The 24,829-nt window shown below is 68.2% G+C and carries 22 protein-coding genes; 14 read left to right on the forward strand and 8 right to left on the reverse strand.

Annotation, left to right across the window (positions count from 1 at the left end):
* Positions 1 to 84 precede the first annotated feature (84 nt).
* The 5 genes from WC815_20185 to WC815_20205 all read left to right on the forward strand — a co-directional run bounded on the left by WC815_20185 (position 85) and on the right by WC815_20205 (position 3,824).
* Positions 85 to 924 carry a neutral zinc metallopeptidase gene (locus WC815_20185; GenBank protein MFA5911100.1) on the forward strand — a complete coding sequence of 280 codons (840 nt, stop codon included), beginning with the start codon at positions 85 to 87 and terminating at the stop codon, positions 922 to 924.
* 108 nt (positions 925 to 1,032) lie between these two features.
* Positions 1,033 to 1,752: a diguanylate cyclase gene (locus WC815_20190; protein MFA5911101.1), complete on the forward strand. Its 720-nt coding sequence runs from the start codon at positions 1,033 to 1,035 to the stop codon at positions 1,750 to 1,752.
* 1 nt (position 1,753) lies between these two features.
* Complete coding sequence (locus WC815_20195; protein ID MFA5911102.1) at positions 1,754 to 2,272, forward strand: GNAT family protein; 519 nt, start codon at positions 1,754 to 1,756, stop codon at positions 2,270 to 2,272.
* Between the two features lie 92 nt (positions 2,273 to 2,364).
* Positions 2,365 to 2,937 carry a cysteine dioxygenase family protein gene (locus WC815_20200; GenBank protein ID MFA5911103.1) on the forward strand — a complete coding sequence of 191 codons (573 nt, stop codon included), beginning with the start codon at positions 2,365 to 2,367 and terminating at the stop codon, positions 2,935 to 2,937.
* A complete protein-coding gene (locus WC815_20205) occupies positions 2,934 to 3,824 on the forward strand; it encodes an MBL fold metallo-hydrolase (protein MFA5911104.1) in 891 nt (296 codons plus the stop codon). Before WC815_20200 ends, WC815_20205 begins: the two co-directional genes overlap by 4 nt.
* Here the strand turns inward: WC815_20205 and WC815_20210 are convergent, their stop codons facing one another.
* Entirely contained in the window at positions 3,825 to 4,211 is a 387-nt protein-coding gene (locus WC815_20210) for a hypothetical protein (GenBank protein MFA5911105.1), read from the reverse strand.
* Between the two features lie 227 nt (positions 4,212 to 4,438).
* Complete coding sequence (locus WC815_20215; protein ID MFA5911106.1) at positions 4,439 to 7,390, reverse strand: sigma 54-interacting transcriptional regulator; 2,952 nt, start codon at positions 7,388 to 7,390, stop codon at positions 4,439 to 4,441.
* 48 nt (positions 7,391 to 7,438) lie between these two features.
* Between WC815_20215 and WC815_20220 the strand changes: the two genes are divergently transcribed.
* The 7 genes from WC815_20220 to folK all read left to right on the forward strand — a co-directional run bounded on the left by WC815_20220 (position 7,439) and on the right by folK (position 13,525).
* Entirely contained in the window at positions 7,439 to 8,191 is a 753-nt protein-coding gene (locus WC815_20220; GenBank protein ID MFA5911107.1) for a protein phosphatase 2C domain-containing protein, read from the forward strand.
* Positions 8,191 to 8,895, forward strand: coding sequence for an arylesterase (locus tag WC815_20225; protein MFA5911108.1), 705 nt, complete (start codon positions 8,191 to 8,193; stop codon positions 8,893 to 8,895). Before WC815_20220 ends, WC815_20225 begins: the two co-directional genes overlap by 1 nt.
* Before the next feature lie 14 nt (positions 8,896 to 8,909).
* Positions 8,910 to 9,608 (forward strand): ABC transporter ATP-binding protein, encoded by a 699-nt coding sequence (locus WC815_20230; GenBank protein MFA5911109.1) that lies wholly within the window; start codon positions 8,910 to 8,912, stop codon positions 9,606 to 9,608.
* Positions 9,605 to 12,139, forward strand: coding sequence for an FtsX-like permease family protein (locus WC815_20235; GenBank protein ID MFA5911110.1), 2,535 nt, complete (start codon positions 9,605 to 9,607; stop codon positions 12,137 to 12,139). The genes WC815_20230 and WC815_20235 overlap by 4 nt, the downstream gene beginning before the upstream one ends.
* A gap of 92 nt (positions 12,140 to 12,231) precedes the next feature.
* Positions 12,232 to 12,570: a TraR/DksA family transcriptional regulator gene (locus WC815_20240; protein MFA5911111.1), complete on the forward strand. Its 339-nt coding sequence runs from the start codon at positions 12,232 to 12,234 to the stop codon at positions 12,568 to 12,570.
* Positions 12,567 to 13,055: a hypothetical protein gene (locus WC815_20245; protein ID MFA5911112.1), complete on the forward strand. Its 489-nt coding sequence runs from the start codon at positions 12,567 to 12,569 to the stop codon at positions 13,053 to 13,055. Before WC815_20240 ends, WC815_20245 begins: the two co-directional genes overlap by 4 nt.
* Before the next feature lie 20 nt (positions 13,056 to 13,075).
* Positions 13,076 to 13,525, forward strand: coding sequence for a 2-amino-4-hydroxy-6-hydroxymethyldihydropteridine diphosphokinase (gene folK / locus WC815_20250; GenBank protein ID MFA5911113.1), 450 nt, complete (start codon positions 13,076 to 13,078; stop codon positions 13,523 to 13,525).
* Here folK and WC815_20255 read toward each other — a convergent pair.
* From WC815_20255 to WC815_20280, 6 genes are all read right to left on the reverse strand, one after another.
* Positions 13,485 to 16,613: an efflux RND transporter permease subunit gene (locus WC815_20255; GenBank protein MFA5911114.1), complete on the reverse strand. Its 3,129-nt coding sequence runs from the start codon at positions 16,611 to 16,613 to the stop codon at positions 13,485 to 13,487. The two genes, folK and WC815_20255, sit on opposite strands and share 41 nt — an antisense overlap.
* Positions 16,614 to 16,698: 85 nt before the next feature.
* Positions 16,699 to 18,120 (reverse strand): efflux RND transporter periplasmic adaptor subunit, encoded by a 1,422-nt coding sequence (locus WC815_20260; GenBank protein ID MFA5911115.1) that lies wholly within the window; start codon positions 18,118 to 18,120, stop codon positions 16,699 to 16,701.
* A 62-nt stretch (positions 18,121 to 18,182) separates the two neighbouring features.
* Complete coding sequence (locus tag WC815_20265) at positions 18,183 to 19,859, reverse strand: TolC family protein (GenBank protein MFA5911116.1); 1,677 nt, start codon at positions 19,857 to 19,859, stop codon at positions 18,183 to 18,185.
* Positions 19,860 to 19,890: 31 nt separating this feature from the next.
* Positions 19,891 to 20,337, reverse strand: coding sequence for a periplasmic heavy metal sensor (locus WC815_20270; GenBank protein ID MFA5911117.1), 447 nt, complete (start codon positions 20,335 to 20,337; stop codon positions 19,891 to 19,893).
* 162 nt (positions 20,338 to 20,499) lie between these two features.
* A complete protein-coding gene (locus WC815_20275; GenBank protein ID MFA5911118.1) occupies positions 20,500 to 20,994 on the reverse strand; it encodes a hypothetical protein in 495 nt (164 codons plus the stop codon).
* Complete coding sequence (locus tag WC815_20280) at positions 20,991 to 21,638, reverse strand: RNA polymerase sigma factor (protein MFA5911119.1); 648 nt, start codon at positions 21,636 to 21,638, stop codon at positions 20,991 to 20,993. The genes WC815_20275 and WC815_20280 overlap by 4 nt, the downstream gene beginning before the upstream one ends.
* Positions 21,639 to 21,791: 153 nt before the next feature.
* Here WC815_20280 and WC815_20285 point away from each other — a divergent pair, with 153 nt between their 5' ends.
* Together WC815_20285 and gatB are read left to right on the forward strand one after the other, a co-directional pair.
* Positions 21,792 to 23,384 carry a phosphoenolpyruvate carboxykinase gene (locus WC815_20285; protein ID MFA5911120.1) on the forward strand — a complete coding sequence of 531 codons (1,593 nt, stop codon included), beginning with the start codon at positions 21,792 to 21,794 and terminating at the stop codon, positions 23,382 to 23,384.
* Between the two features lie 3 nt (positions 23,385 to 23,387).
* Positions 23,388 to 24,827 carry an Asp-tRNA(Asn)/Glu-tRNA(Gln) amidotransferase subunit GatB gene (gene gatB, locus WC815_20290; protein ID MFA5911121.1) on the forward strand — a complete coding sequence of 480 codons (1,440 nt, stop codon included), beginning with the start codon at positions 23,388 to 23,390 and terminating at the stop codon, positions 24,825 to 24,827.
* Positions 24,828 to 24,829 lie beyond the last annotated feature (2 nt).

A 24,829-nucleotide genomic window follows, 5' to 3' on the forward strand; every position in this document is an offset into this window, starting at 1 on the left:
GCGTCATCTGTGTCATCTGCGGCTCTGAGTTGATTCTGCGGCATCCGTGGCGAATGTGGCCCGCATTTCGCATGGCATCAGCGTATGAAGTGGCAAGGTGGTCGTCGCAGTACCAACATTGAGGACCGCAGGGGACTGGGCGCCGGCGCAGTCGGTGGCGGCGGCATCGGCATGATCCTCATCGTGCTCATCGTGTCGTGGCTGACCGGCACCAACCCGCTGACCTTGCTCCAGGTCGTGGAACAGGCCAACCCCGAACAAGCGCAGTCGGTGCCCACTGGCGCGCCGAGCGGAGATCCGGCGGCGGAGTTCGTGGCCGTGGTGCTGGCCGATACCGAAGACACGTGGGCACGCGTCTTCCAGGCCGGCGGCCAGCGCTACCAGGCGCCGGTCCTCGTCCTGTTCGAAGACGCCGTGCAGTCGGCGTGCGGGTCGGCCTCCGCCTCGACCGGTCCGTTTTATTGCCCGGCCGACCAGAAGGTCTACCTGGATCTATCGTTCTTCCGCGAGCTCGATCGGCGCTTCGGCGCGCCCGGCGACTTCGCGCAGGCCTACGTGGTCGCCCACGAGATCGGTCATCACGTGCAGAACCTGCTGGGCATCAACCGCCAGGTGTCGCAGGCCCAGCGGCAGGGCAGCCGGACCAACGCCAACGCCCTGTCGGTGCAGATGGAACTGCAGGCCGACTGCTTCGCCGGCGTGTGGGGCCACCACGCGGCGCGCCGGGACACGCTGGATCCGGGCGACATTGAAGAAGGACTGGCGGCGGCCGCCGCCATTGGCGACGACCGCCTCACGGGTGGACGCGTGGCCCCTGACAGCTTCACGCACGGCACCTCCGAGCAGCGCGCGCGGTGGCTGCGCCAGGGGCTGGCGAGCGGCAGCATCGACGGCTGCGACACTTTCCGCGCGAACTCGCGCTAGGTCCGGATTCCCTCCGATTCCGGGCTTCGGTCTTCCTCCCCGGCGTAAGACCGTGGTCGAGGTAGAATGCGAAGACCCCGTAGACGGCGTACACGGGCGGAGGGACGAGTGCAAATTGAATGGGGGCTCGCGGCGGCGCTGATCGGTGCGCTGTCGACATTCGGCGTCTGGGCGTACTTCAGCCGCCGGCGCCTTGCGGTGAAGGCGGCCGAGATCGAGAAAGCGCTCGAGCTTCGGACCACCGAGCTGGAATCCGCACGCCTTCAACTGCAGCGCCTGAGCACCGACGACGCGCTCACGGCGGTGGCGAACCACGAGCAGTTTCTCGAGTTCCTGGAGCGGGAATGGCGGCGCGCGCGGCGTGATGGCTTGCCGCTGTCGCTGATCTTCGTGGACGTTGATCACTTCCGCTCCTACAACCGCCAGTTCGGCCGCAAGGCGGGCGACGAAATCCTCAAGCAGATCGGCCGCTGCCTGGCGGAGCTTGTCGGCCGGCCCGGCGACTTGGTGGCCCGCTACCACCGCGACGAGTTCGCACTGGTGCTCGCGTCCACCGACGGCCCTGGCGCGTTCAAGATCTCTGAAGAGGTCCGCGCCGCCATCTGCGCGTTGCAGTTGCCGGCGGCCAAAGAAGCGCCGGGGGAGGCGGTGACCGCCTCGGTGGCCACCGCCACGGCCGTGCCCCAGCGGGAGTCGGCGTGGGAAGAACTCGACCTGATCAAGGCGGCGCGCCACGCCCTGCGCGAAGCCCAGGCCAGCGGCGGCAACCGGGTGCTTCGCGCCAACCTGGGCCTGGCCGGCCCCCCCGAGCTCGTCACGCGGCGCTAGCATGCGGCTCGAACTGCCTCGGTGCACGGTCCGCCACTGGACCAGTGCCGACCTCGATGCCCTGGTCCGGCACGCCAATAACCGGAACGTGTCCGTCCACCTGAGGGATCGGTTTCCGTTCCCGTACGAGCTCGCCCACGCCCGCAAGTTCCTGGACTGGATCGTCGAACAGTCGTCGCCAACCGTCTGGGCCATCGAGGTCAACGGTGAGGCCACCGGCGGCATTGGCGTGGAACTGCATTCGGACGTCGAGCGCGTGTCGGCCGAGATTGGCTATTGGCTGGGAGAAGCCGCCTGGGGCCAGGGGATTGTGACCGAGGCGCTGCGGGCCGTCACCGCCGAAGCCTTCCAGCGGTTCGAACTGACCCGCATTTACGCGCTGCCGTTTGCCGACAACCGGGCCTCGGTCCGCGTGCTGGAAAAGGCCGGCTACACCCGTGAAGGCTACCTCCGCCAGAGCGCCATCAAGGACGGGAAGGTCCGCGACCAGTTGCTCTACGCCGCCTACAAATCTCTATGACCACGGCTTCGTCGAAGCCACCAGTTGGGCCGATGAGTACAAGCGCATCCTGAAGCTGTTTGCGGCCAACCTGAAGAAGTAGAATGACAGGCGTGACGACCGACTGCCTGGGGCTCGAGGAACTGGTGGCGCGGCTCGATCGATCGGTCGAGGCCGGCGACGCGGTCGCCATCACCGCCGCGGTGAAGGTGGACCTCGAGCAGATGCTGAGCGCCCGCGCGCTGACGCTGCCGGCGCGTTTCATCGCGGCCCGGCCCGACGGCTACGCCCGGCGCCTGTTGCATCGCGACCCGGCCGGGCGCTACACCGCCATTGTCATGACGTGGGGACCGGGGCAGGGCACCGCCGTGCACGACCATGGCGGCCTGTGGTGCGTCGAAGGCGTCGTTGACGGCGAGATTGCGGTGACGCAGTACCGCGTCGCGCCGGAAGCCGACGGTTTCTACCGCGTCACGCCGATTGGGGCATTGCTGGCGGGCACCGGCTCCGCGGGCTGCCTGATTCCGCCCACCGACCATCACGTGCTGGCCAACGCCCGGCCCTCGGCGGCGTCGATCACGCTGCACGTCTACGGCGGCGATCTCGACGACTGCAAGGTGTTCCTGCCGGCCACCCCCGACGGCCGCTACGCGGACGTCACCAAGTCCCTGTCATTTCACGCGTGACCGAGTTCATCGACCTCAATTTCCGCGGCAGCGATCGGGTGATTGCCGCCGCCGTGCTCACCGGCCCGGACGGCGTCACGCTGGTCGATCCCGGTCCGACGTCGTGCCTGCCGGCGCTCGAGGCCGGCCTGCGCGAGCGCGGGCTCACGCTGCGCGATGTCCGCGCGCTGCTGCTGACCCACATTCACCTCGACCACGCCGGCGCCGCCGGCACCATCGTCGAGCGCGTGCCGGCCATTCGCGTGCATGTGCACGAGCGTGGCGCGCCGCACATGGTGGATCCGGCGAAGCTGCTGGCCAGCGCCACGCGCCTCTACGGTGACCAGATGGACGCGCTGTGGGGGGCGTTTCTGCCGGTGCCCGTCGCCAGCGTCACGGTGCTGCAAGGCGGGGAGCGCCTGGCCGTCGCCGGCACCACCCTGCAGGTGGCCTATACGCCGGGGCACGCGAAGCATCACGTGAGCTACCTCGATGAGACCAGCGGCGTCGCCTACGTCGGCGACACCGGTGGCATCCGCGTGATCGGTGATTACCTGATTGCGCCAACACCGCCGCCGGACATCGATCTCGCGGCCTGGCGAGAGAGCCTGTCCGTGATCGAGGCCTGGCAGCCGGTCTCGCTGTTCCTCACGCACTTCGGCGCCGTGACCCCGGCGAAGGCGCACCTGGCGCGCTTCCGGGAGACCCTCACGGCCCAGGCCGAAGCGGTGCGTCACTCACTGACGGCGGGGAACACCGACGAGGAGCGGACGCGCGTGTTTGTCGAGCAGATGCGTCGAGAGGTCAGGAAGGCCATGCCCGAGCATGAAGCCCGGGCGATGGAACTGGCCGCGCCATTCGATCAGTTGTGGCAGGGCCTGGCGCGGTACTGGAGCAAGCAGCCGTAGTCAGACGGCGATGGCCTCGAGCGGCTCGGCCTGGGCCGCGATAACGGCCTGCGGTTCAACCAGAAAGCGAAGGGCGTAGCCGGACGGTGTTCCGGTGGAGCGCCGGCACGGCGCCACTCGCCAGACGGCGGAGAGCACGCGGCCCTCCCGTAGTCTCGAGGGCAGGGTCTCCACGCCGCGCGTCGAGCGCTCGATCTGCAGGTGGACCAGGCGGAAGAGCGGAATGGCCGCGCCCGCATCGCATTCCACGAACACCCCCGCCTCGCTGACGTCTCGCGTCACCACCGACGCGAAGCGGACCGCGCCCGAGGCGTCCTTCCAGATCAGCCGGGCCGGCAGTGCGATGGTCCGGCGTTCCGCCGACCGTTGGACGGTCCTTCCCGCCATGTTTCGTTTATCAGCCACGGGAAACTCCAGGGAAATTGATCACACGCGAAAAACAAGGGCTTGCAATGCACGGAATCACTCCAAGATCCACGCCGAATCTGTGCAGGTGGTCAGACTGTGGATGCTAGGCGGCTGATGGCGGCCAGTAACAGACTCTAGAGTGCCAAATGGCGCGAGTTGGGCAGTGAGGTGGTGGTTAGTAGGTATCCACCTATGCGTGCGACTGGCTACTTAGTAGCCACATCGGGACCGCCCTCGATGCCCAACCGGCGCAGCTTGAGGTACAGGCCACGACGGGTGAGGCCGAGGGCGCGGGCCGTCTCGGAGATGTTGCCGCGATGCCTGGACATCATCTCGCGAATCAGATCGCGTTCGATCTCGTCCACCACCGACGCCAGGGTCTGGCCGCCGCGGAGCGAGACGCGCGAGCCGCTCGCCGAGCCCGACTGCGGGGTCGTGGCCGCCGCCGTGAGGTCCGCCGACAGGTGTTCGGGGCCGATCGTGCTCGCGGGAGGGGCCATGGCCACGGCGCGCTGGATCTCGTTGCGCAGTTGCCGGACGTTGCCCGGCCACCAGTACTGCGCGAAGAGGTCCAGCACCTCGGGACTCAACCGCATGTCGGGTTTGCCCAGCCGGTCCGACGCCTCGCGCAGGAAGAACGTCGTCAGGTGCGGAATCTCTTCCCGGCGCTGCCGCAGGGGCGGCACGTGGATGCGGATCACACTCAGGCGGTAGTAGAGGTCTTCACGGAACTTGCCTTCGGCGACGCGCTGTTCGAGGTCGGCGTTGGTGGCGGCCAGCACGCGCACATCCACCGGCTGCGGGCGGTTCTCGCCGACGGGCATGATCTCGCCCTGTTCCAGGAAGCGGAGCAGCTTGGGCTGCACGTCGAGCGGCAAGTCGCCGACTTCGTCCAGGAAGAGGGTCCCGCCGGTGGCGGTGCGAATGAGGCCGGGTTGATCCGACACCGCGCCGGTGAACGATCCGCGCCGATGCCCGAACAACTGGCTGTCGGCCAGCTCCCGGGTCGTGGTCGTGCAGTTGTAGGGCAGGAAGGTGGCGGCGTTGCGGGACGAGCCGACGTGGATGGCCCGCGCCACCAGTTCCTTGCCGGTGCCGCTCTCGCCGGTGATCAGCACGGTCAGGTCGTTGCCCTGCAGCCGCTGGATCTGATCGACCACGCGATGCATGGCGGCGCTGGCGCAGAGGAAGCCCGGCAGCAGCGGCTCGAGCGGCCGCTCGGTGGTGGAGTCGACCGCCGCGGTCGGCCGATCGCGGACGCCGCACAAGTCGAAGCCTTGCCGCGCCACGGCGGCCATCATGCGGACCCGGCGCAGCAACGGATGCCCGAGCGTGCGCGGCGTGGCAATCACCACGTGGCGAGGGCCATCGGGCTCGCGACCGATGGCTTCGACGATCAGGCTGCCGCCGCCGTAAGTGGCGCCCTGCAGGGCGAGCTTGGCAATGGCGCGCGAGGCCTCGGCGTCGGCGCCGGCCTGCGCGATCAGGCGCACGTCGCCGCCGGGCAACTCCGCGAACACCACCGTGACGTCGGCGGTGACCGCTTCGAGCAGCGTTGCTGCCAGCTCGCGCGCGAGCAGGTCGGGTAACACCGCCGCATCGACCAGGCGCCGCACCAGGGCATCGTCGGCGTCGGCCGGCGAGCCGACGTACTCGCCGGTGCCCGGAGGTTGCGCCGCGGCCATGGCGGCCTGCACTTGTTCGAGGTCGCGCGTCGCGCCCAGCGACTGGAACACCTGCGCGGCGTACTGGTAATGGCGATCGGCGGTGGAGCGGGCGCCGGCCTTCGAGGCGAGGCGGGCGAGCGCCATCTGGCTGACCGCGGCCTGGTAGCGTTCGCCCACCAGCTCGAACACGCTCGAGCTCTGGGCGATGTCGTGATACGCCTCGGTCGTGCGCGTCTGCCGCGCGCGCAGGTCGCCGCGCAGCCGCAGGAACTCGCCCCACGCGCCCGGCGTGGTCCGCGGATCCAGGCGCGACTCCACCTGCGTCAGCCGGCGATCCGCCTCATCGACGCGCGCCGCGGAGAGCAAGGCCTCGGCGGCGATCAGCTCCGCTTCAATCGCTTCCGCGGGCGGGGCGTTGGTGGACTTGACGATTTCATCGGCGATGGCCAGCGCCTCATCCGGCTGGCCGCGCCGCGTGGCCAGGCGCGCGGTGATCACCCGCAGCGACCACTCGTACCAACGGCTCGTGTTACGGCCGTAGGCGCCGTACGCTTCCGCGGCCTGGCGCAAGTACTCCGCGGCGTACTCGTAGTCGCCGCGCATCAGGGACATCTGCGCGAGCGTGTCGTAGACGGCGCCGGTGGTTTCGTGGAACTGCATCGCGCTGCGGACATCGAGCGCGCGGTGCAGGACGGTGTCGGCCCGATCCAGGTTGCCGACGCGCACGCAAATCTGGCCGAGCGTGGCGAGGGCCACCGACAGGCCGGGGCCCTGGCCGAGGCCTTCGTGCAGGTTCACCGCCCGTTCCGCCAGCGCCAGCGCCTGCTCGTAACGGTGCCGAATCAGCGCGACGCTCGCCTGGTTCCCATACACCGTGGCCAGCACATCGTCGGCCTGCAGCAGCGACGCCATGCGTTCCGCCTGCCGCAGGGCGGCATTGGCTTCGTCGTAGCGGCCGGTCTGCGCGAGCATCACCGCCGACAGTGAGTGCACCATCGCCAGGTGCCGCTTGTCTCCCGCCGCGTGCAGGGCGGCGGCGGCTTCGGCGATGTGCTCTCGCACAATCGCCATGTCGCCCACTTGCCGGTAGCACTGGCCCAGGTAGAAGTGGGCGAGGCCGATGGCGCGCGAATCGTGCGCGATCTCGGCCTGCTTGAGCGCGCGGTTGTGGAGGGCAATGGCCCGGGACTGTTCGCCACGGGCGAAGGCGACGCGGCCATGGAGCCGCCAGAGATTCGAGTGGAGGACCTGAGGCAGGTGCTCGCGAATCGTATCGGGGGAGCGGCCAAGCACGGTTCCGGCCTGTGCAAGGTCCCCCTGCAAGAGGTACGATTCAGCCAGCATGACCCTGACGGCCAACTCGTCATCCCGCGTGAGCGACGAGGGCGCGCGCAGCAGCGGCGCCAGCAACTCAATCGTGACCGCGGCCTGGCCGCGGTCGAGAGCGGAGGTGGCGCGAGCGATTACCGGTTGCAGCGCGGCATTAGCCACGGCGCCGAGTATACCAAGTATCCAGCCGCATATAATCCTCTCAGTAATATGGAGTTGACCGTCGGCAGCCGGACCGACACGGGTCCGCGCAAAATGAACCAGGATCGCCTCGGATGGTGGCCGGAGCTCGGCCTGTTCGTGGTGGCCGATGGCATGGGCGGCCACAACGCCGGTGAAGTGGCGTCGAACATGGCGGTGGAGGCCATCCACAAGTTCATTGCCGACAGCGCCAACGGCAGCGACATCACGTGGCCGTTCGGCCTCGAGGTCGCGAAGTCAATCGACGTGAACCGCCTCACGACCGCCGTGCGCCTTGCCAACCGCAAGGTCTATTCCGAGGGCACGCGCCACGCCGAGTTGAGCGGCATGGGAACCACGGTGGTGGCGGCGTTGGTGAGCGGCGATCGGGTGGCCATGGCCAGCGTCGGCGACAGCCGGATCTACCGGCTGCGTGATGGCAGCCTCGAGCAGTTGACGAAAGACGACACCTGGCTCGCCTCCGTGCTGGGGGCGCAGGAGGCCGATGCCGCGGACCCGGCGCATCCGCTGCGGCACGTGCTGACGAGCGTGGTCGGCACGCGCGACGATGTGAAACCCGGCGAGCGGGAAGAGCAGCTGGTGTCCGGTGACACGTTCGTGCTGTGCTCGGACGGCGTGCACGGCCGCCTCGACAGCGCGTCGATCGCCGAGGTCCTGCAGGGCGCCTCGTCCGCTCCCGATCAGGCCTCGCGCCTCGTCGATGCCGCGCTGACGCGTGGCACTTCCGACAACGCCACCGCCCTCGTCATTTCGATTTCCTGATGCGTAGGTCCTTTGTCCTGATCGCCGTGATATGCCTCGTGGTGTCGGCGTGCCACCGCGAGGCGCCGGCCCCGTTCGCGCCGGCGGCGGGCTCGCCGCCGCCGGCCGCGGCGCCCGCGCCGGTCGCGCAAGGGGCCCGCCCGCGCATCGTGTTCCTGGGCGACAGCCTCACGGCGGGCCTTGGCCTCGACGCCGATCAGAGTTTCCCGGCGCTGATCGAGAAGCGGCTGGCGAGCGACGGCCTCAACTACGAAGTCGTCAACGCCGGCGTGTCGGGCGACACCTCGGCGGGCGGCCTGCGGCGTGTCGAGTGGTCGCTCGATGGCGACGTCAAGGTGCTGGTCGTCGCGCTGGGCGCCAACGACGGGCTGCGCGGGCTGGCGCCGGCGGAGCTGAAGCGGAACCTGGCCGGGGTGCTGGACCGGGCCGCGGCGCGGGGTGTCACCGTGATCCTGGCCGGCATGGAAGCGCCGCCCAATTTCGGCGCCGACTACACGCGGCAATTTCGCAGCGTCTATACCGATCTCGCCCAGACTTACCGGGTGCGGTTCGTGCCGTTCCTGCTGCAGGGCGTGGCCGGTGACGCGGCCCTCAACCAGGCGGACGGCATTCACCCCAACGCGCGCGGCGCGCAGATGGTCGCGGACCTGTTGTGGGCGGAACTGAAGCCGGTGCTCGCGCGTCCAACTCCGGGAACTCGATGATCCAACTTCGCGGCGTGAGCAAGACGGTCCAGAGCGGCGGGCAGCCCCTCACCATTCTCCATCCGCTCGACCTCGACGTGCCGGACGGGCAGTGCCTGGCCGTTGTCGGGCCGTCGGGCAGCGGCAAGTCCACGCTGCTCGGGCTGATCGCCGGGCTCGACTCGGCGTCCACCGGCACCATCGCGATTGCCGGGACCGAGATCACCAGCCTCAACGAAGACGCGCTGGCGCGGCTGCGTGGCGAGAAGATTGGTTTCGTGTTCCAGTTCTTTCACCTGGTGCCGTCGCTGACCGCGTTCGAGAACATCCAGGTCCCCATGGAGATCGCCGGCCGCCGCGACGCGGCGGCGCGGGCGCAGGCCCTGCTCGACGAAGTGGGGCTGCACGACCGCGGCCACCATTACCCGGCGCAGTTGTCGGGTGGCGAACAGCAGCGCATTGCGATTGCGCGGGCGCTGGCGAACGATCCGCCGCTGATTCTGGCCGATGAGCCGACCGGCAACCTCGACAGCTCGAATGGCCGCCACATCCTCGACCTGTTGTTGCAGGTGCGCCGCTCGCGCCGCGTCACGCTGGTGATGGTGACGCACGACGCGTCGGTCGCCGCGGTGGCGGACGCCCGGCTGGTGCTGCGCGACGGCCGGCCGGTGGTGAGCGAGCGCGAGCGCGGCGAATCAGCCGTGATGAGCCCGCTCGGGCGAGTCGAACCATGAGGTTCGTGCTGTACATGGCGGCGCGCGAAATGCGGGCGTCGTGGCAGCGGCTGTTGGTCTTCTTCGTGTGCATCGCCGTCGGCGTGGGCGCCATCGTCGCCTTGCGGTCGGTCATCCAGAGCGTCCGCGACACCTTTGCCGGCGAGGCCAGGTCGTTAATCACCGCCGACGCCATCATCACCAGCAACCAGCCGATCAAGCCGGAGCTGGCGGCGAAGATCGCGGACCGGCTGAAGGCCGCCGGCGCCGAGAGCATCCGCTCGGTTGAACTGGCCACCATGGCGCGGGCCGCGGATCGCGCCGACGGGCGCGCGCGCATGGTGGAATTGCGCGCCGTCGAAGCCGGGTTCCCGTATTACGGCGCGATGCGTCTGGCCGGCGCCACTCCGTACCATCACGACCTGCTGCGAGGGTTCGGCGTGCTCGTGCGTCCCGAGCTGCTGGTGCAGCTGGGGGTCGCGGTCGGTGACGACCTCGCCATTGGTTCGCAGCGCTTCACGATCCGCGGCGTGATTGAGGGCGAGCCGGGACGGCGCCTGGGCGCGTTCAGCCTGGGCCCCCGGGTGTTCGTCGATCTCGCGGACCTCGAGAAGACCGGCCTGGTGAGGTTCGGCAGCCGGTCCACCACGCAGCTGTTAGTGCGGGTGCCGGACGCGCAGCTGGATCCGTTGATCCGCGGCCTGCGCGCCGACTTCACCAATCAGTTCGCGCGCGTGCGGTCGTACCAGGCCACCGAAGACGACATCGGCGAAGACTTCGCGCGGGCGGAAAACTACCTGAGCCTGGTCGGACTCGTGATCGTCATCCTCGGCGGCATCGGCGTGTCGAGCGTGACGCGGGTGTTCGTGCAGCAGAAGATGAAGAGCATCGCCGTGCTCAAGTGCGTGGGCGCCCGCTCGGCGCAACTGCTCGCGGTGTATGTCGCGCAAGTCCTGATGCTGGGATTGGCCGGGAGCCTGCTGGGCGTGGGCCTCGCCGCGGCGGCCATGCGCGCCATCCCGTCGTTACTGGCCGGCACCACGCCCGGCGTGGACATCAGCTACGCGCTCACGCTGCCGGCCGTGGCACAGGGCCTCGGGATCGGCATGCTGGTGTCGCTGTTGTTCTCCCTGGTCCCGCTGCTCGAAGTGCGTCACGTGAAGCCGTCGCTGCTGTTGCGCGATGAGCCGCGCCGCCGGCGGCCCGACGCCGTCCAGATCGGGGTCAGCCTCTTCGTGGTGGCAGCCCTGGTCTCGCTCACGGTGTGGCAGGCCGGGAACTGGCGGGTGGGCCTGGTCGTGGCGGCCGGGTTCGCGGTGACCGCGCTGGTCCTGCACCTGGCGGGCATTCTGATGATCAAGGCGACTGCGCCGCTGGCCCGATCGCGATGGTTCGCGCTGCGCCACGCGGTGCTGCAACTGAGCCGCCCGGGCAGCCAGATGCGGATCGTCCTGCTGGCGGTCGGGCTCGGCAGCTTCTTCATCATCGGCGTGCGGTCGCTCCAGACCAACCTGGTGGACCAGTTCGCGGTGAACGTGTCGGCGGACTCGCCGGACATGTTCCTGCTCGACGTCCAGAGCGATCAGGTCGACAGCGTGCGCCGGGCGATTGCCGCCAACCAGGCGCCGTCGGCGGCGCCGGCGCGGCTGTTGCCGGTGCTGCGCGCGCGCATCGTCGGCGTCGAGGGGCGCGAACTCAACCTCGAAAACTACGAGGACGTGCGCGGCCGGGGATCGCTCGCTCGTGAGTACACGATTACCTATCGCCAGGCGCTCGAGCCGAACGAACGGATCGTCGCCGGGCAGTTGTGGGACCCGACGCCTTCGGATGCCGGCGAGGTGTCGGTCGAGCAGTTCATCAGCGAGCAGTTCAAGATCAACCTGGGCGACACCATCCGGTTCGACGTGCTCGGCCGGGTCATCCCGGCCCGCGTTACCAGCGTGCGGCTGGTGGAGTGGTCCGACAGCCGCGCCGGCGGCTTCATGTTCGTGTTCCGGCCTGGCGTGCTGGAGAAGGCGCCGCACAGCTTCATCGGCTTCCTGCGCGGGCCGCAGGACGCCGGCGCCCGCGCCCGGCTGCAGTCGGCGCTGGTCGAGGCGGCGCCCAACGTCTCGGTGATCGACGGCCGCGAGATCCTGGACACCATCAAGTCGGTTGTCGACAACGTGACGCTGGCCGTGACCGTGGTCGGCACGCTGGTGGTGGTCAGCGGCCTGCTCATCCTCATTGGCGCCGTCGCCATGACCAAGTTCCGGCGGGTCTACGAGGCCGCGATTTTCAAGACCCTCGGTGCGACCCGCCAGCTGATTGCCACGGTGCTGGTCCTCGAGTACGGACTGCTGGGCCTGCTGGCGGGCGGCATCGGCGCCGGCGGCGCGATTGGCTTGTCATGGGCGGTCAGCCGTTACGCCCTCGACATCCCGTTCCGCCCCTTGCTCGGCATGAGCGCGATTGGCGTCGCGGTCACCGCCGTCCTGGTCGCCGCCATCGGCGTGATCTCCAGCTGGGAAGTCCTGCAGCGCAAGCCGCTCGCCACGCTCCGCGCGGAATAGATGTCGCGGCGCCGTGGCACTCCGGCCCGATTATTTTGGTAAGATGAAGTGTTAGCGCCACGTCTGGCGGGCGCAGTGGGAGTGCGAACTCAATGAACGTTTCGGACTACAAGGATGCCCTGCTGAAGAAGCGGGCCGAGCTCGTCGAAACCGCGGGCCCGGTTTCGCTCCAGAACTCAATGGAGCACAATAACGGCCGCCAGGGAGACATGGCCGACCAGGCGTCTGGCAACAACGAGGTGCATATCCATTTGCGCCTCAAGCAGACCGATGCGAAGATCCTGCAGGCCATCGACGAGGCGCTGGTGCGCATCGAAAAGGGGGCCTTCGGCCTGTGCCGCGACTGCGGCGATCCGATTGCCGAGGCACGGCTGAACGCAATTCCCTGGACGCGGGTGTGCATCACCTGCAAAGAGAAGCAAAAAGCGTGAGCACCACTTCCAACCTCGCTGACCTGATCCGGGACTTCCTGTTGGAACGCACGGCCATCCTGATGCGCCATGAGGACGTGGCCCAGCAGATCCCGGATTACGACATCAACAACGCCTACCAGTACATCGTGGCGCGCGAGCAGACGCACCTGTCCTGGTTGCAGCACGCGCTGCTGGACCTGGGCGCCCCCCTCCCGTCGGATCCGCCCCGCCAGCCGCTGGCCGTCGGCAAGGGCGAGGCCTGGAAGGCGCTGGCCGCGGACGATGCCCGCACCAACGCGCAGTTCGTGGAGAAGTGGCGCCCAAAGGTCGAAACCGTGGCGCACGCCCGCCACAAGGGCATGCTGAAGGTGGTGCTCGGCGAGATGCTCGAGCACAAGCGCCTGTTCGACCAGGCCGCGGCCGGCCGCAAGGACCTGATCGGCACCTCGCTCGCCATCAACGACCATACCGGCGTTGTCATGAGCGCCCGCTGGACGGAGTAGCCACGCGCGCCCCGGTCGCGATCGCCCTCGGCAGCAACCTCGGCGATCGCGAATCCCACCTCGCCTACGCCGTCGGCCGCCTGGCCGGCCTGCTCTCCAACCTCCGGCAATCCTCCTGGTTCGACACGGCTCCGGTCGGCGTCGGCGACCAACCACGTTTCCTCAATGGGGTCGTGGTCGGCGACACCGAGCTGACGGCCCGCGCGCTGCTGAACCGGTTGCTCGACATTGAACAGGATGACGGGCGGCAGCGGCCGGCGCCGGGCGCGGCCCGAACCCTCGACCTGGACTTGATTCTGTTTGGGAGCGAGCGGGTGGCGGAACCGGGGCTGGTGGTTCCGCATCCGAGGTTCCGCGAGCGGCTCTTCGTGCTCGAGCCGCTCGCAGAATTGGCGCCCGACTGGATCGATCCAGTCAGCGGGGAAGCGGTTAGTGCCCTGCTTCGACGGGCGCAGGCGCGCCCTTCTTGAAGATTCCGCTCCAGCCTTCTTCGAACAGCGTATACATCGCCGGCACGAAGACCAGCGTGATCAGGGTGGAGGTCAGCAACCCGCCGATGACCACGCGGGCCAGCGGCGCCTGCAGTTCGGCGCCTTCGCCGATGCCGAGGGCCATCGGCACCAGGCCGAGCGCCGTGCAGGCCGAGGTCATCAGAATCGGGCGCAGCCGGTGCCGTCCCGCCAGCTCGATCGCCGCCCGCAGCGGCATCTTGTCGCGGTGCCGGAGGGTGTTGGTGTAGTCCACCAGCAGGATGGCGTTGCTGACGACGATGCCGGCCAGCATGATGACGCCGATGTAGGCCTGCATGCTGAACGGCGTCCCGGTCGCCATCAACATGCCGACCACGCCGATGGCGGCCAGCGGGATGGAGAAGATGATGATGAACGGGTCCTTCAGCGATTCGTACTGCGACGCCATCACCGTGTAGACCAGCACGATGGCGAGGATCAGCACGAGGCGCAGTTCGTTGAACGACTTGGCCTGTTCCTCGACCTCGCTGCCGAAGCCCACCGCGAAGTCTTTCGGCACGTTGATCTCGCCCATGCGGGCGCGCACCGCGTCCACCGCCTCGCTCAAGGTGGTTTCCGTCTCGGCGTTGACGCGCTGCACGCGCTCCTGGTTCTTCCGCTCGATCGACACCGGGCCGGTGTCGCGGTCGATGATCATCACGTTCTTGGCCGGCAGCACCTGGCCGGACGGCGTGTTCAGCAGAACGTCGCCGACTTCGGCCACCTCCTCGCGATCCTCCTCGCGGAGGCGGACGATGATCGGGTACTCGTTGCCGGCGTCGCGGAACATGGCGGCCTGCGTGCCGGCGACGTTGGTGCGGATGGTGTTGGCGACGCCGGTCACGGTCAGGCCCAGCAGGGCCGCCTTGTCGCGATCGACGCGCACGGCCAGTTCGGGACGGCCTTCCTCGCGCTGCAGGCGCGAGTCGGCGATGCCGGGCGTGGTGTCGAGCATCGCCTTCAGGTCCTGCGCGATGTTCTTCGACGTTTCGAGGTCGTGACCGAGAATCTCAATCGACATGCGGCCGTCGCCGCCGCCGCCGCCCATGCCGCGCATCATCTGGTTCTGGCCGCCCGACGGGCGGGCGCGGACGATGACGCCGGGGATGCCCGACAGGTCGCGGCGCAACTGCATGGCAATGGCTTCGTTGGTGCGGCTGCGCTCGTCGCGCGGCACCAGCCGGACGTTGACGTTGCCGCGGTGCGTCGAGCCGCCGCCGAACCCGCCACCGCCGCCGCCGGCCTGCGTGATCAGCATGGTGGCCTCGGGCACGACCTGGCGAATCTTCTCCTCGAGACCGATCAGCACGGCCTCGGTCTTCTCAATGCGGGAGCCGACCGCCAGTTCCGCATCCACGGTGATCTCGCCCTCGTCGGTCTGCGGCTGGAACTCGAAGCCGATGCGGGGCAGCAGCACCATGGCCACGGCAAACAGCGCGAAGCCGACCGCGAAGACGGTGGGGCGGTGCTCCAGCGCCTTGTGCAGCATGCGGGCGTAGAACTCGTCGAGGCGGTCGAGGGCCCCGTCAACCTTGCGGTTGAGGCCGGCCATGACGCCGGCGCCGGCATGCGAGGTGTGCGGCGCGTCGAGCATGCGCGAGCACAGCACCGGCACGATGGTGACGGCGACCAGCAGCGACATGGCGAGCGAGAATGACACCACCGCCGCCAGCTGGCCGAACATGATGCTCGACACGCCGGTCAGGAACAGCATCGGCACGAACACGGCGATGTGCGTGAGCGTGGAGGCCAGAATCGCCGACCACACCTCCTCGCTGCCGTCGATCGCGGCGGTGACGCGGTCCTTGCCCATCTCGAGGTGCCGGTAGGTGTTCTCCAGCACGACGATGGCGGCATCGACGATCATGCCGATGCCCAGCGCCAACCCGCCGAAGGTCAGGGTGTTGAGCGTGTAGCCGCCGAAGTAGAGCAGCGCGAAGGTGCCGATTACCGACACCGGGATCGAGGTGCAGATGATCAGCGTCGACTTGATGTCGCGCAGGAACAGGAAGATGATCGCGATCACCAGCAGGCCGCCGACCATGGCGTGCTCGGTCACGCTGCCAATGGCGCGGTCGATGAACTTGGACTGGTCGTCGAGCACCTGCAGCTTGATGCCGTCGACGTCGGCGTTGATGCGGTCGATTTCCTTCTTCACGCCCTCGGCGATCTGGATGGTGTTGGTGCCGGACTGCTTGGTCACCTGCATGCGGATGCCGGGCGTGCCGTTGATGCGCATGAACGAGCGGCGGTCTTCGGTGGTGTCGCGGACGTCGGCGATGTCGCGCAGGTAGACCGGCACGCCCTCGCGGGTCAGCACCACCAGGTTGCGGATCTCGTCGATGTTGGTGAACTGGCCGGGGCTGCGCAGCAGCAGCGTGCGGTCGGCGTCGTTGACCTCACCCAGCGGAATGTTCTGGTTCTCGGTGCGCAGGATCTGGACGATGCGGTCGGGCGAGAGGTTGAGGGCGGTGAGCTTCTCGCGCGAGAGGTCGACGCGAATCTGGCGGCGCAGGCCGCCGTTGATGGTGACGGCGGCGACGCCGGCGACGCGCTCGAGGCGCGGGGACAGGTCGTTTTGCGCCAGCTCGCGGAGGGTGACCGGGTCGAAGTCGCCCTCGACGCCGATGCCCATGATCGGCATCGAGGTCGAGTCGAACTTGAACACGGTGGGGGGGTCGGCGTCTTCCGGCATGCGGCCGCGCACGCGGTCGAGGCGCGTGCGCACCTCATCCGCCGCCTCGCTGAGGTCGGTGCCCCACGCGAAATTCAGCCGGATGTTGGCGTTGCCTTCGGCCGAGGTCGAGTCGACGCGCTCGAGGCCGGCGACGGCGCTGACCGCCTGCTCGATGGGCCGCGTGACCAGTTCCTCCATTTCGAGCGGGCCGACGCCCGTGTAGCCGACCCGCACCGTGATGGTGGGCATCTGCGTGTCAGGCATCAGGTCCACCGGCAGGCGGGTGAGCGAGATGCCGCCCAGCAGGATGATGACCATGCTGATCATGAACATCGTGACCGGGCGTTCAATGGCAATGCGCGGAATACTCATATGGGTCTCGACAGCACTGGCGATGCGTTAGCGAACTCTGAACCGTTGAATCGCGGCGGCACCCAAGGTGCCGCCCTCCACTGCCTTATTGAGGCGGCCGCGGACCGCCCGGTCGCCGCGGTGCGGCCGCGCCGTCACCGCCGGGCGCGCCCGGCTGGCCGGTCATGCCTCCGGGACGCGGACCGCCCTGGAACTTCCGTCCGGTGCCGCCGGTGGCACCGCCCCGTCCACCCGGTCCACCGGGGCCACCCGGCGCGGCGGCGCCGGCGATGACCAGCAGGTCGTTATTGCGGACCGCCGTGGCGCCGGTGGTGACGATCTGGTCGCCTTCCTTGAGACCGCTCTTGATCTCGACGCGTTCCGCGTCTTCGATGCCCAGTTCCACCGGGACGAACTTGGCGCGGTTGTTTTCGTTGGGCATCCACACGCCGCGCTTGCTCTCGAAGTCCACCACCGCCGACTTGGGCGCCACCAGCGTGTCCTTACGCTCTTCAACGGTGAGGCTGACGCGCGCATACATGCCCGGCTTCAGGCGCTTGTCGGTGTTGGCGATCTCGATTTCCATGGTCGCGGTGCGCGTCGCCGGGTCGAGCACCGGCGCGACGCGGGCAATGCGGCCGTGGAACTTCTCGCCCGGGTAGGCGTCCACGTCGACGTCGCCGCTGTCGCCGACCGTGACGAGGCGAATGTCTTTCTCCACCACGTTCACCACCATCTTCAGCTTCGAGATGTCCACCACCGAGGCGATCGGCGTGTTCTGCGACACCATGGCGCCCGGGTCGACGTTGCGCTTGCCGACGAAGCCATCGACCGGCGAGGTGACGTTGGTGTTCTGCAGGTTGATCTTCAGCTCCTTGAGCCGCGCTTCGGCCTGCATCAACTGGGCCTTGGAAAGGTCGATCTGCGCCTCGGCGGCGAGGAAGCGCGACTCGGCGTCGTCCAGGGCCTGCTTGGCGAGGAGCTGCCGTTCGAAGAGGTTCTTCGAGCGCGCGAAGTTGACTTCCGCGACCTTGAGGTCGGCTTCACGCTGGCGGATGGTCGCCTTCGAGACCTGCTGCGAGGCCTCGGCCTGGCTGACCTGCTCGACGATTTCGCGGTCCTCGATCTTGGCCAGCACCTGGCCGCGGCGGACGGGGTCGCCCAGCTGCACGTTGACCGACATCAAGCGGCCGTTGGTGCGCGGCGCGACGTCCACGGTTTGCAGGCCGATGAGATTGCCGACCACGGTCAGGTGCGCGGCGACGTCGCCCTTCTTCACCGCGCCCAGTTCAACCGTCATCGGGGCGCGCGGACCACCGCCGCCTCCACCCATGCCGGGAAAGCCGCCACCGCCGCCGCCCTGGGCCGGCGGACGTTGCGCGCCGCCGGCCGCACCGCCGCGGCCCGGGGCGCCAGGCGCGCCGGCCTGCTGGCCGCCGGCACCGGGCGCGGCCGCATCCGAACGGGAGAACACGCCGAAGTACGCCGCGGCGCCACCCGCTACCGCCACCACCAAAGCAATCAACACAAATTTACGCATAAGAATCCGTCTCTAACCCTCGCCAAGAAATCCGTGCCGCGCGCGGCGGCTTACTGTCCGCCGGTGCTGGCGTTCAAGCCGCCGCCACCGCCGCCGGCGGGCGACTGCTGCGCCCGCTCGAAGTTCACGAGCGACTTGCGGTAATCGGCCAGCGCCCGCAGTTCGGTGTTCTGCGCGTCGCGCAAATCACGCTGCGCTTGCACCACGAAGAAATTGGTCGTCATGCCGACCTCGAACCGGCTCTGTTCGGCTTCGAGCCGCTTCATCGCCAGCTCGCGCGCGGCGGTCGCCGCCTCAACGCGCTTGAGGTTGCTCTGCACGGTCAGCGCCGCGTTGGCGACTTCCGCGGCGATCTGCACTTCGAGGGCGCGGAGCCGCGTCTCGGCCTGGGTCCGCTGAATGCGCGCCCGCGCGTGCTGGGCCTCGGCCTGGTTGCCGCCAATCGGATAGCTCATGGTCACGTTCAGGTTCCAGGTCGGATAGTCGCGGGCCTTGAGCAACGACAGCGCGTCGCCGTAGCCGCCGGGAATGATCTGCGAGATCGTCTGGTTGCCCAGCGGGCCGGTCCGGACAATGGCCGTGCCGCCCAGTCCTTGTGCGCCGTAGCTGGCATTCAGGTCCATCGCCGGCAGCGACTGGTTCTTGAAGTAGCGCAGGCTGATGTCGCTGGAGTCCAGGTTCTTGCGGGCCGAGAGCACGTCGGTGCGTTCCGCGAGCGCCTTGCGGATGGCGCCGTCGATGTCGGACGGGGCGGGACCGAGCGACGGGAGATCCACCGGACGAATAGTCTGGCGCCACAGGGGATCGTCCGTGCCGCTCACCAGGTAGCGCTTCAGCGTCAGCTCGGCGGTCTGCGCCGCCGCCTCGGCCGCGGCCAGGTTCTGGCGGCGGGTCGCTGCCTCGGCCTGCGCCTGCACGATGTCGAGCGGCGCCAGCGTGCCGACTTCGACGCGCGCCTGGTTGTCGACGACCAGCTTGTCGGCGAGCTCCACGGCGCGCTGCGCGACTTCCACCGCGCTTTGCGCGAACACCAGGTCCCAATAGGCGTTCCGCACGTTGGCCAGGGTCTGCGTGATCGTCGCCCGCGCGCTTTCTTCAGAGATGTCGCGGTTGATCAGGTTGATCAGCAACTGCTGCCGCGTGTTGTCGATCTTGAAGCCGCGCATCAGCGGCTGGGTGTAGGCGGCCACCAGGTTGGTCGTGAAGCTGGGATTGAACGTGGAGAACGTGTTCGACGTTTCCACGCGCTGGTTGGACCAGTTCACCGTGTAGTTGCCGCCAAACTTGTTCACGTTCTGCGCCAGGCCGAAGTTATAGGTCCGGGTACCGTTGTTGACCTTGGTGCCGCCGTTCAGGCTGCTGGTCGGCAACTGGTACTGGTCGCGCAGGCCGAGCGTGGAGGTTATCGACGGGCGATAGGTGTTGCGGAAGCCGGCGACGAGAAAGTCCACCGACTGCGGCTCGAGGCGCGCCACCTGGATGTCGAGGTTCTTCTCGAGCGCGATCGAGACCGCTTCTTCGAGGCGCAATTCGCGCAGCGACCCTGACGTCGTGCCGGGCTGGGCAGCCGCCGCACCCATCGCCGCGAGGCCCTGCTCGTAGGTCCTGACCGCCTGCTGGACCACCGCGTTGTGACGGGCGGCATCGGCCGCCGGCGTGGTCTGCGCTGACGCGAGGGTGGCGGCGCACAAGGCTGCCGCGACGAACGTACTCGTAGAAAAGTTCATGGTCTTCAATGGGTCTCGATGGTTGCGGTGATTAGTGGCACGCGCCGTCTGACAGCTCGCCCTTCGGCTTCTCGGACTGCTGACCCCGCGGCCGGCGATCGCGCTCGCGGCGGTCGGCGTCGTGCATTTCCTTCATCTTGGCGTTCTGTTCCTCGGATAGGACGCGGCGCATGCGAAACAGTTGCAGCGTGCGCGTGCGGCTCAACTCCGCCCGGGCGGACTCGACCCGTTCGGCGGCCTGCAGGACCGTGGCTTCGTCCGACGCCGTGTCGGCGATGACCTTCGACAGCTTGAACTCGTACTTGTCGAGAGCGGCCTTCTGCGCGCGCAGGGACGGTTCGGCGGTCTGGAAGATGGCCTCCAGCCGGTCGATCTGCTCCTGCGTCAGCGTGAGGCTCTTCTGGAACCGCTCCATCTGCCACCACTTGAAGCCTTGGGCCGCGGCGGGATGGGCCGCGGCGAACACAAACAGAGACAAGATCAAACAAATGAACAACTTACGCAGGGTATGCATGGCTCAATATGCGTTACGACCGGCCCGCTTCGGGCGTTTACGGAGAAACGGCAGAGTTCAGCCTTGGGGCGGAATGCCGAGACGAAGGCCTCGAGGGGTGAGGCCCGTCGGGAAACGGCGGGAGCACTACTGGGGCTCGTGGAGGAACAGCGTGAACTCGTCGAGCGCGCGCAACTCGCTCGCGGTGCGGAACTGCACGGCGAGGTCCACCTCGCCCAGTAGCCCGTCATCCTGGGGAATGCTGACCCGTGTCGGCAGGTATCCGGAGGCGGTGGCGGCGCTCGGGGCGATGGAGGCGGCCATCGGCGCGAGACGCCGCGTCTGCTGCGGCACGAGGTGCACGATCTGCCCACCGAGCAGGCCGATGATCAGGCCGGCCGCCGCGGCGACGCTGATCCAGCGGCGATTGACGCCCGCGACCGGCGCCTCGACGTGGCCCGTGACAGGGAAGGGGATGACCTTGGCGGAGTGGCCCAGGTTGGCGAGACGGGCGAGGATCTGGTGGCGCTGGGCATCGAGCGCGCGGTCGTCGAAATGACCGTCCGCTTCGGCATGCGCAGCCACCCGATACGCCTCGAGGGCGGCGTCGTGGTTCTGCTCGCTGTCGTCCGGTCGGTTCATGCCTGGCCTCCCAACACTCCTCGTAACTTCCGCAGGGCCCGGAACAAGTGGACCCGAACGGTGGCCTGACTCATGCCGGTGGCGGCGCTGATCTCCGCCGGCGTCTGCTCGTCCAGGTGACACAGCGTAAACACCAGGCGCTGGCGGTCAGGAAGCCCCGCCACGGCCTGCGTCACGTGCGCCCACCGCTCCTTCGCCAGCAACCGGCGTTCGTTCGAGGCGTCGCCGGCCGCCACTTGCTCGGCCGGCCGCCCGTCGTCTTCATCGGTCGAGTGGCTGATCCACCGTTGCTGCCTGGCCCGCGCCTTGATGCGATCCAGCGCGGCGTTCACCAGGATGCGCGTGAACCAGACGTCAAACGGCAGCTCGTTCCGGTATTGCTCGATGTGCAGGAACACCTTGATGAAGGCGTCCTGGACCACTTCGTCGGCATCCGCCGCGTCGCGCAGGTACTGAAACGCGATTCGAATTGCGCGCCGCTGGAGCAGTGCCACCAACGCCCCGAAGCGTTCCCTGGCGGCGTCCCGGTCGCCGCGCGCGACGAGCGCCTTGATCTCGGCCGCCAGGACGGAGGCGGGAGACGGGTGGGCGCCGTCCGAGGGACGGGGCGGGGCGGCGAGGTCGACGTTGGGCTGTCCTGCCATCTGTTACGGGACCGATCGTCCCGGCGTTTACCGGTAGTTTAGCAGCCTCGGCCCAAACCCGCGTACGAGATTGACTTAGCGCCTTTTCCATCTGTACCATTCATCTTTTGGATGCGACCGGGAGACACCGGTCGAGTTTTGGAGTCATATTCCATGAGTAATGCACAGGCGGGGCGCAGCTTGGATGCCCACGGGGTTCATTCCTCGAAGCCGGTTCACTTCAACTTGTCGGCGCCCGCGTTGTATGAGCACGCGATTCGCCGCCAGGAAGGCCACATCGCCGCGGAAGGCCCCCTGGTGTGCCGCACCGGCGCGCACACCGGCCGCTCGCCCAACGACAAGTTCGTGGTCAAGGAACCCTCGAGCGAGGGCAATGTCTGGTGGGGCAAGGTCAACCGGCCGATCGAGCCCGCCCACTTCGACGCGTTGCGCCGCGACATCGTCGCGCACCTGAAGGGCCAGGAACTCTTCGTGCAGGATCTCTACGCCGGCGCGGATGCCGAGTACCGCCTGCCGGTCCGCTTCATCCAGGAACTGGCCTGGCAGAGCCTGTTCGTGCGCAACCTCTTCATCGTCCCGCCCGCCGGCGAGCTGGCCGCCTTTGAACCGCAGTTCACGGTGCTCGTGGCGCCGTCGCTCAAGGCCGATCCGGCCCGGCACGGCACCCGCTCGGACGTGGCGGTGGCGATCAACTTCGCCTCCCGCGAAGTGCTGATTTGCGGCACCAGCTACGCCGGCGAGAACAAGAAGGCGATCTTCACGGTCCTGAACTACCTGCTGCCGCTTCGCCAGGTGCTGGCCATGCACTGCTCGGCCAACATCGGCCCCGCCGGCGACACCACGCTGTTCTTCGGCCTGTCGGGCACGGGCAAGACGACGCTGTCGAGCGACCCCGAGCGCCAGTTGATTGGCGACGACGAGCACGGCTGGAGCGACCGCGGCGTGTTCAACTTCGAGGGCGGTTGCTACGCCAAGATGATCCGGCTGTCGGCGGAAGCCGAGCCGCAGATCTTCTCGACCACCCGCCGCTTTGGCACCGTGCTCGAGAACGTGGTGATGGATCACGACTCGCGCGCGCTCGATTTCGATGATCAGTCGCTGACCGAGAACACGCGCGGCGCCTATCCCATCGAGTTCATCGACAACGCCGTGCCGTCGGGTGCCGGCGGACATCCGAAGAACATCGTGATGCTGACGGCCGACGCCTACGGCGTGCTGCCGCCGATCGCGCGGCTGTCGGCCGAGGGCGCCATGTATCACTACCTGTCGGGCTACACCGCGAAGGTGGCCGGCACCGAAAAGGGCGTGACCGAACCGAGCGCGACGTTCAGTACCTGCTTCGGCGCGCCGTTCCTGCCGCTCAATCCCAACGTCTACGCGAAGCAGCTCGGCGAGCGCATCGCGAAGTACCAGGCGCGGGTGTGGCTGGTGAATACCGGCTGGTCCGGCGGCCCCTACGGCGTCGGCAGCCGCATGAAGATCGCCTACACGCGGGCGATGATTCGCGCCGCGCTGTCGGGCGCGCTCGACGCGGTGGAGTATCGGCGTCACCCGGTCTTCAACATCGAGGTGCCGACGGCGGTGCCGGACGTGGCGGACAGCGTGCTCGATCCCCGCGGGACGTGGGGCGACAAGGCGGCGTATGACGCCCAGGCCGGGAAGCTGGCCCGCATGTTCGTGGAGAACTTCAAGACGAACTTTGCCGACGCCGATCCGGCGGTGGCTGCCGCGGGACCGTCGGTTTAGGCGATGACCTACGAGGCCGTTATCGGGCTGGAAATCCACGCCCAGCTGCTCACGGCCACGAAGATTTTTTGCGGCTGTGCCACGGCGTTTGGCGCGCCGCCCAACGCCCACACCTGCCCGGTATGTGTGGGGTTGCCGGGCGCGCTGCCGGTGCTCAACCGGCGCGCCGTGGATCTCGCCGTTACCGCCGCCCTGGCCCTCGGCTGCGAGGTGCAGGAGCGGTCGGTGTTCGCCCGCAAGAACTACTTCTATCCGGACCTGCCGAAGGGCTACCAGATCTCGCAGTACGAACTGCCGCTGGCGCTGGGCGGCGGGCTGCAGATGCCGGCGTCGGTCGGCGGCCGCTTCGTCAAGCTGACCCGCATCCACATGGAAGAGGATGCGGGGAAGTCCCTCCACGAGGGCTTCGCGGATTCCGATCGCAAGACCTACCTCGATTTCAACCGCAGCGGCGTGCCGCTGGTTGAGATCGTGAGCGAGCCGGACATGCGGTCGGCCGAAGAGGCGGCCCTGTTCTTCGAGACGCTCCGGCAGATCCTGGTGTGGCTCGGCGTCAACGACGGCAACATGGACGAGGGCAGCCTGCGCTGCGACGCCAACGTGTCGATCCGGCGCCCAGGCGACACCACGCTCGGCACCAAGACCGAGGTCAAGAACGTCAACTCCTTCCGGTATCTCGAGAAAGCGATCCAGTACGAGATCGGCCGGCACATCGACGTCATCGATCACGGCGGCCGCATCGTGCAGGAGACGCGGTTGTTCGACGCCGCGCAGGGCAAGACCTATTCGATGCGCAGCAAGGAAGAGGCGCACGACTATCGCTACTTCCCGGAACCGGACCTGCCGCCGCTGATGGTGGACGCCGCGCGCCGAGACCGCATCGCGGCGTCGTTGCCGGAACTGCCGGAGGCGCGGCGCCGCCGCGTGATCGCCGAGTACGCCATTCCCGACTACGACGCGGCCCTGCTGACCCAGACGCGAGGGGTCGCCGACTATTTCGAAGACGCGGCGCGGCGATCGGGCAACGCCAAGGCCGCCAGTAACTGGGTGATGGGCGAAGTGCTGCGCAACATGAAGGAACGCGCCGTGGGCATCGAGGCGGTGCCGATCTCGCCGGCCGCGCTGGCCGGGCTGATCGGCATCGTCGAGAAGGGCACCATCAGTTCCACGGTGGCCAAGGACGTGTTCGCGAAGATGTACGAATCGGGACGCGCGGCGGAGGACATCGTCGCCGCGGACGGCCTGGCGCAGATCTCGGACACCTCGAGCCTCGAGCCAATCGTGCAGCGGGTGCTGGCCGCCAATCCGGACGTGGTGGCCGAGATCAAGGCCGGCAAGGATCGGAAGTTCCAGTTCCTGGTCGGCCAGGTGATGAAAGAGACGAAGGGGAAGGGCGACCCCAAGCTGGTCACTGATTTGATGCGCGCGGCCATCGGGGCCTGACC

The sequence above is a fragment of the Vicinamibacterales bacterium genome, assembly GCA_041659285.1.
Lineage (GTDB): Bacteria > Acidobacteriota > Vicinamibacteria > Vicinamibacterales > UBA2999 > 12-FULL-67-14b.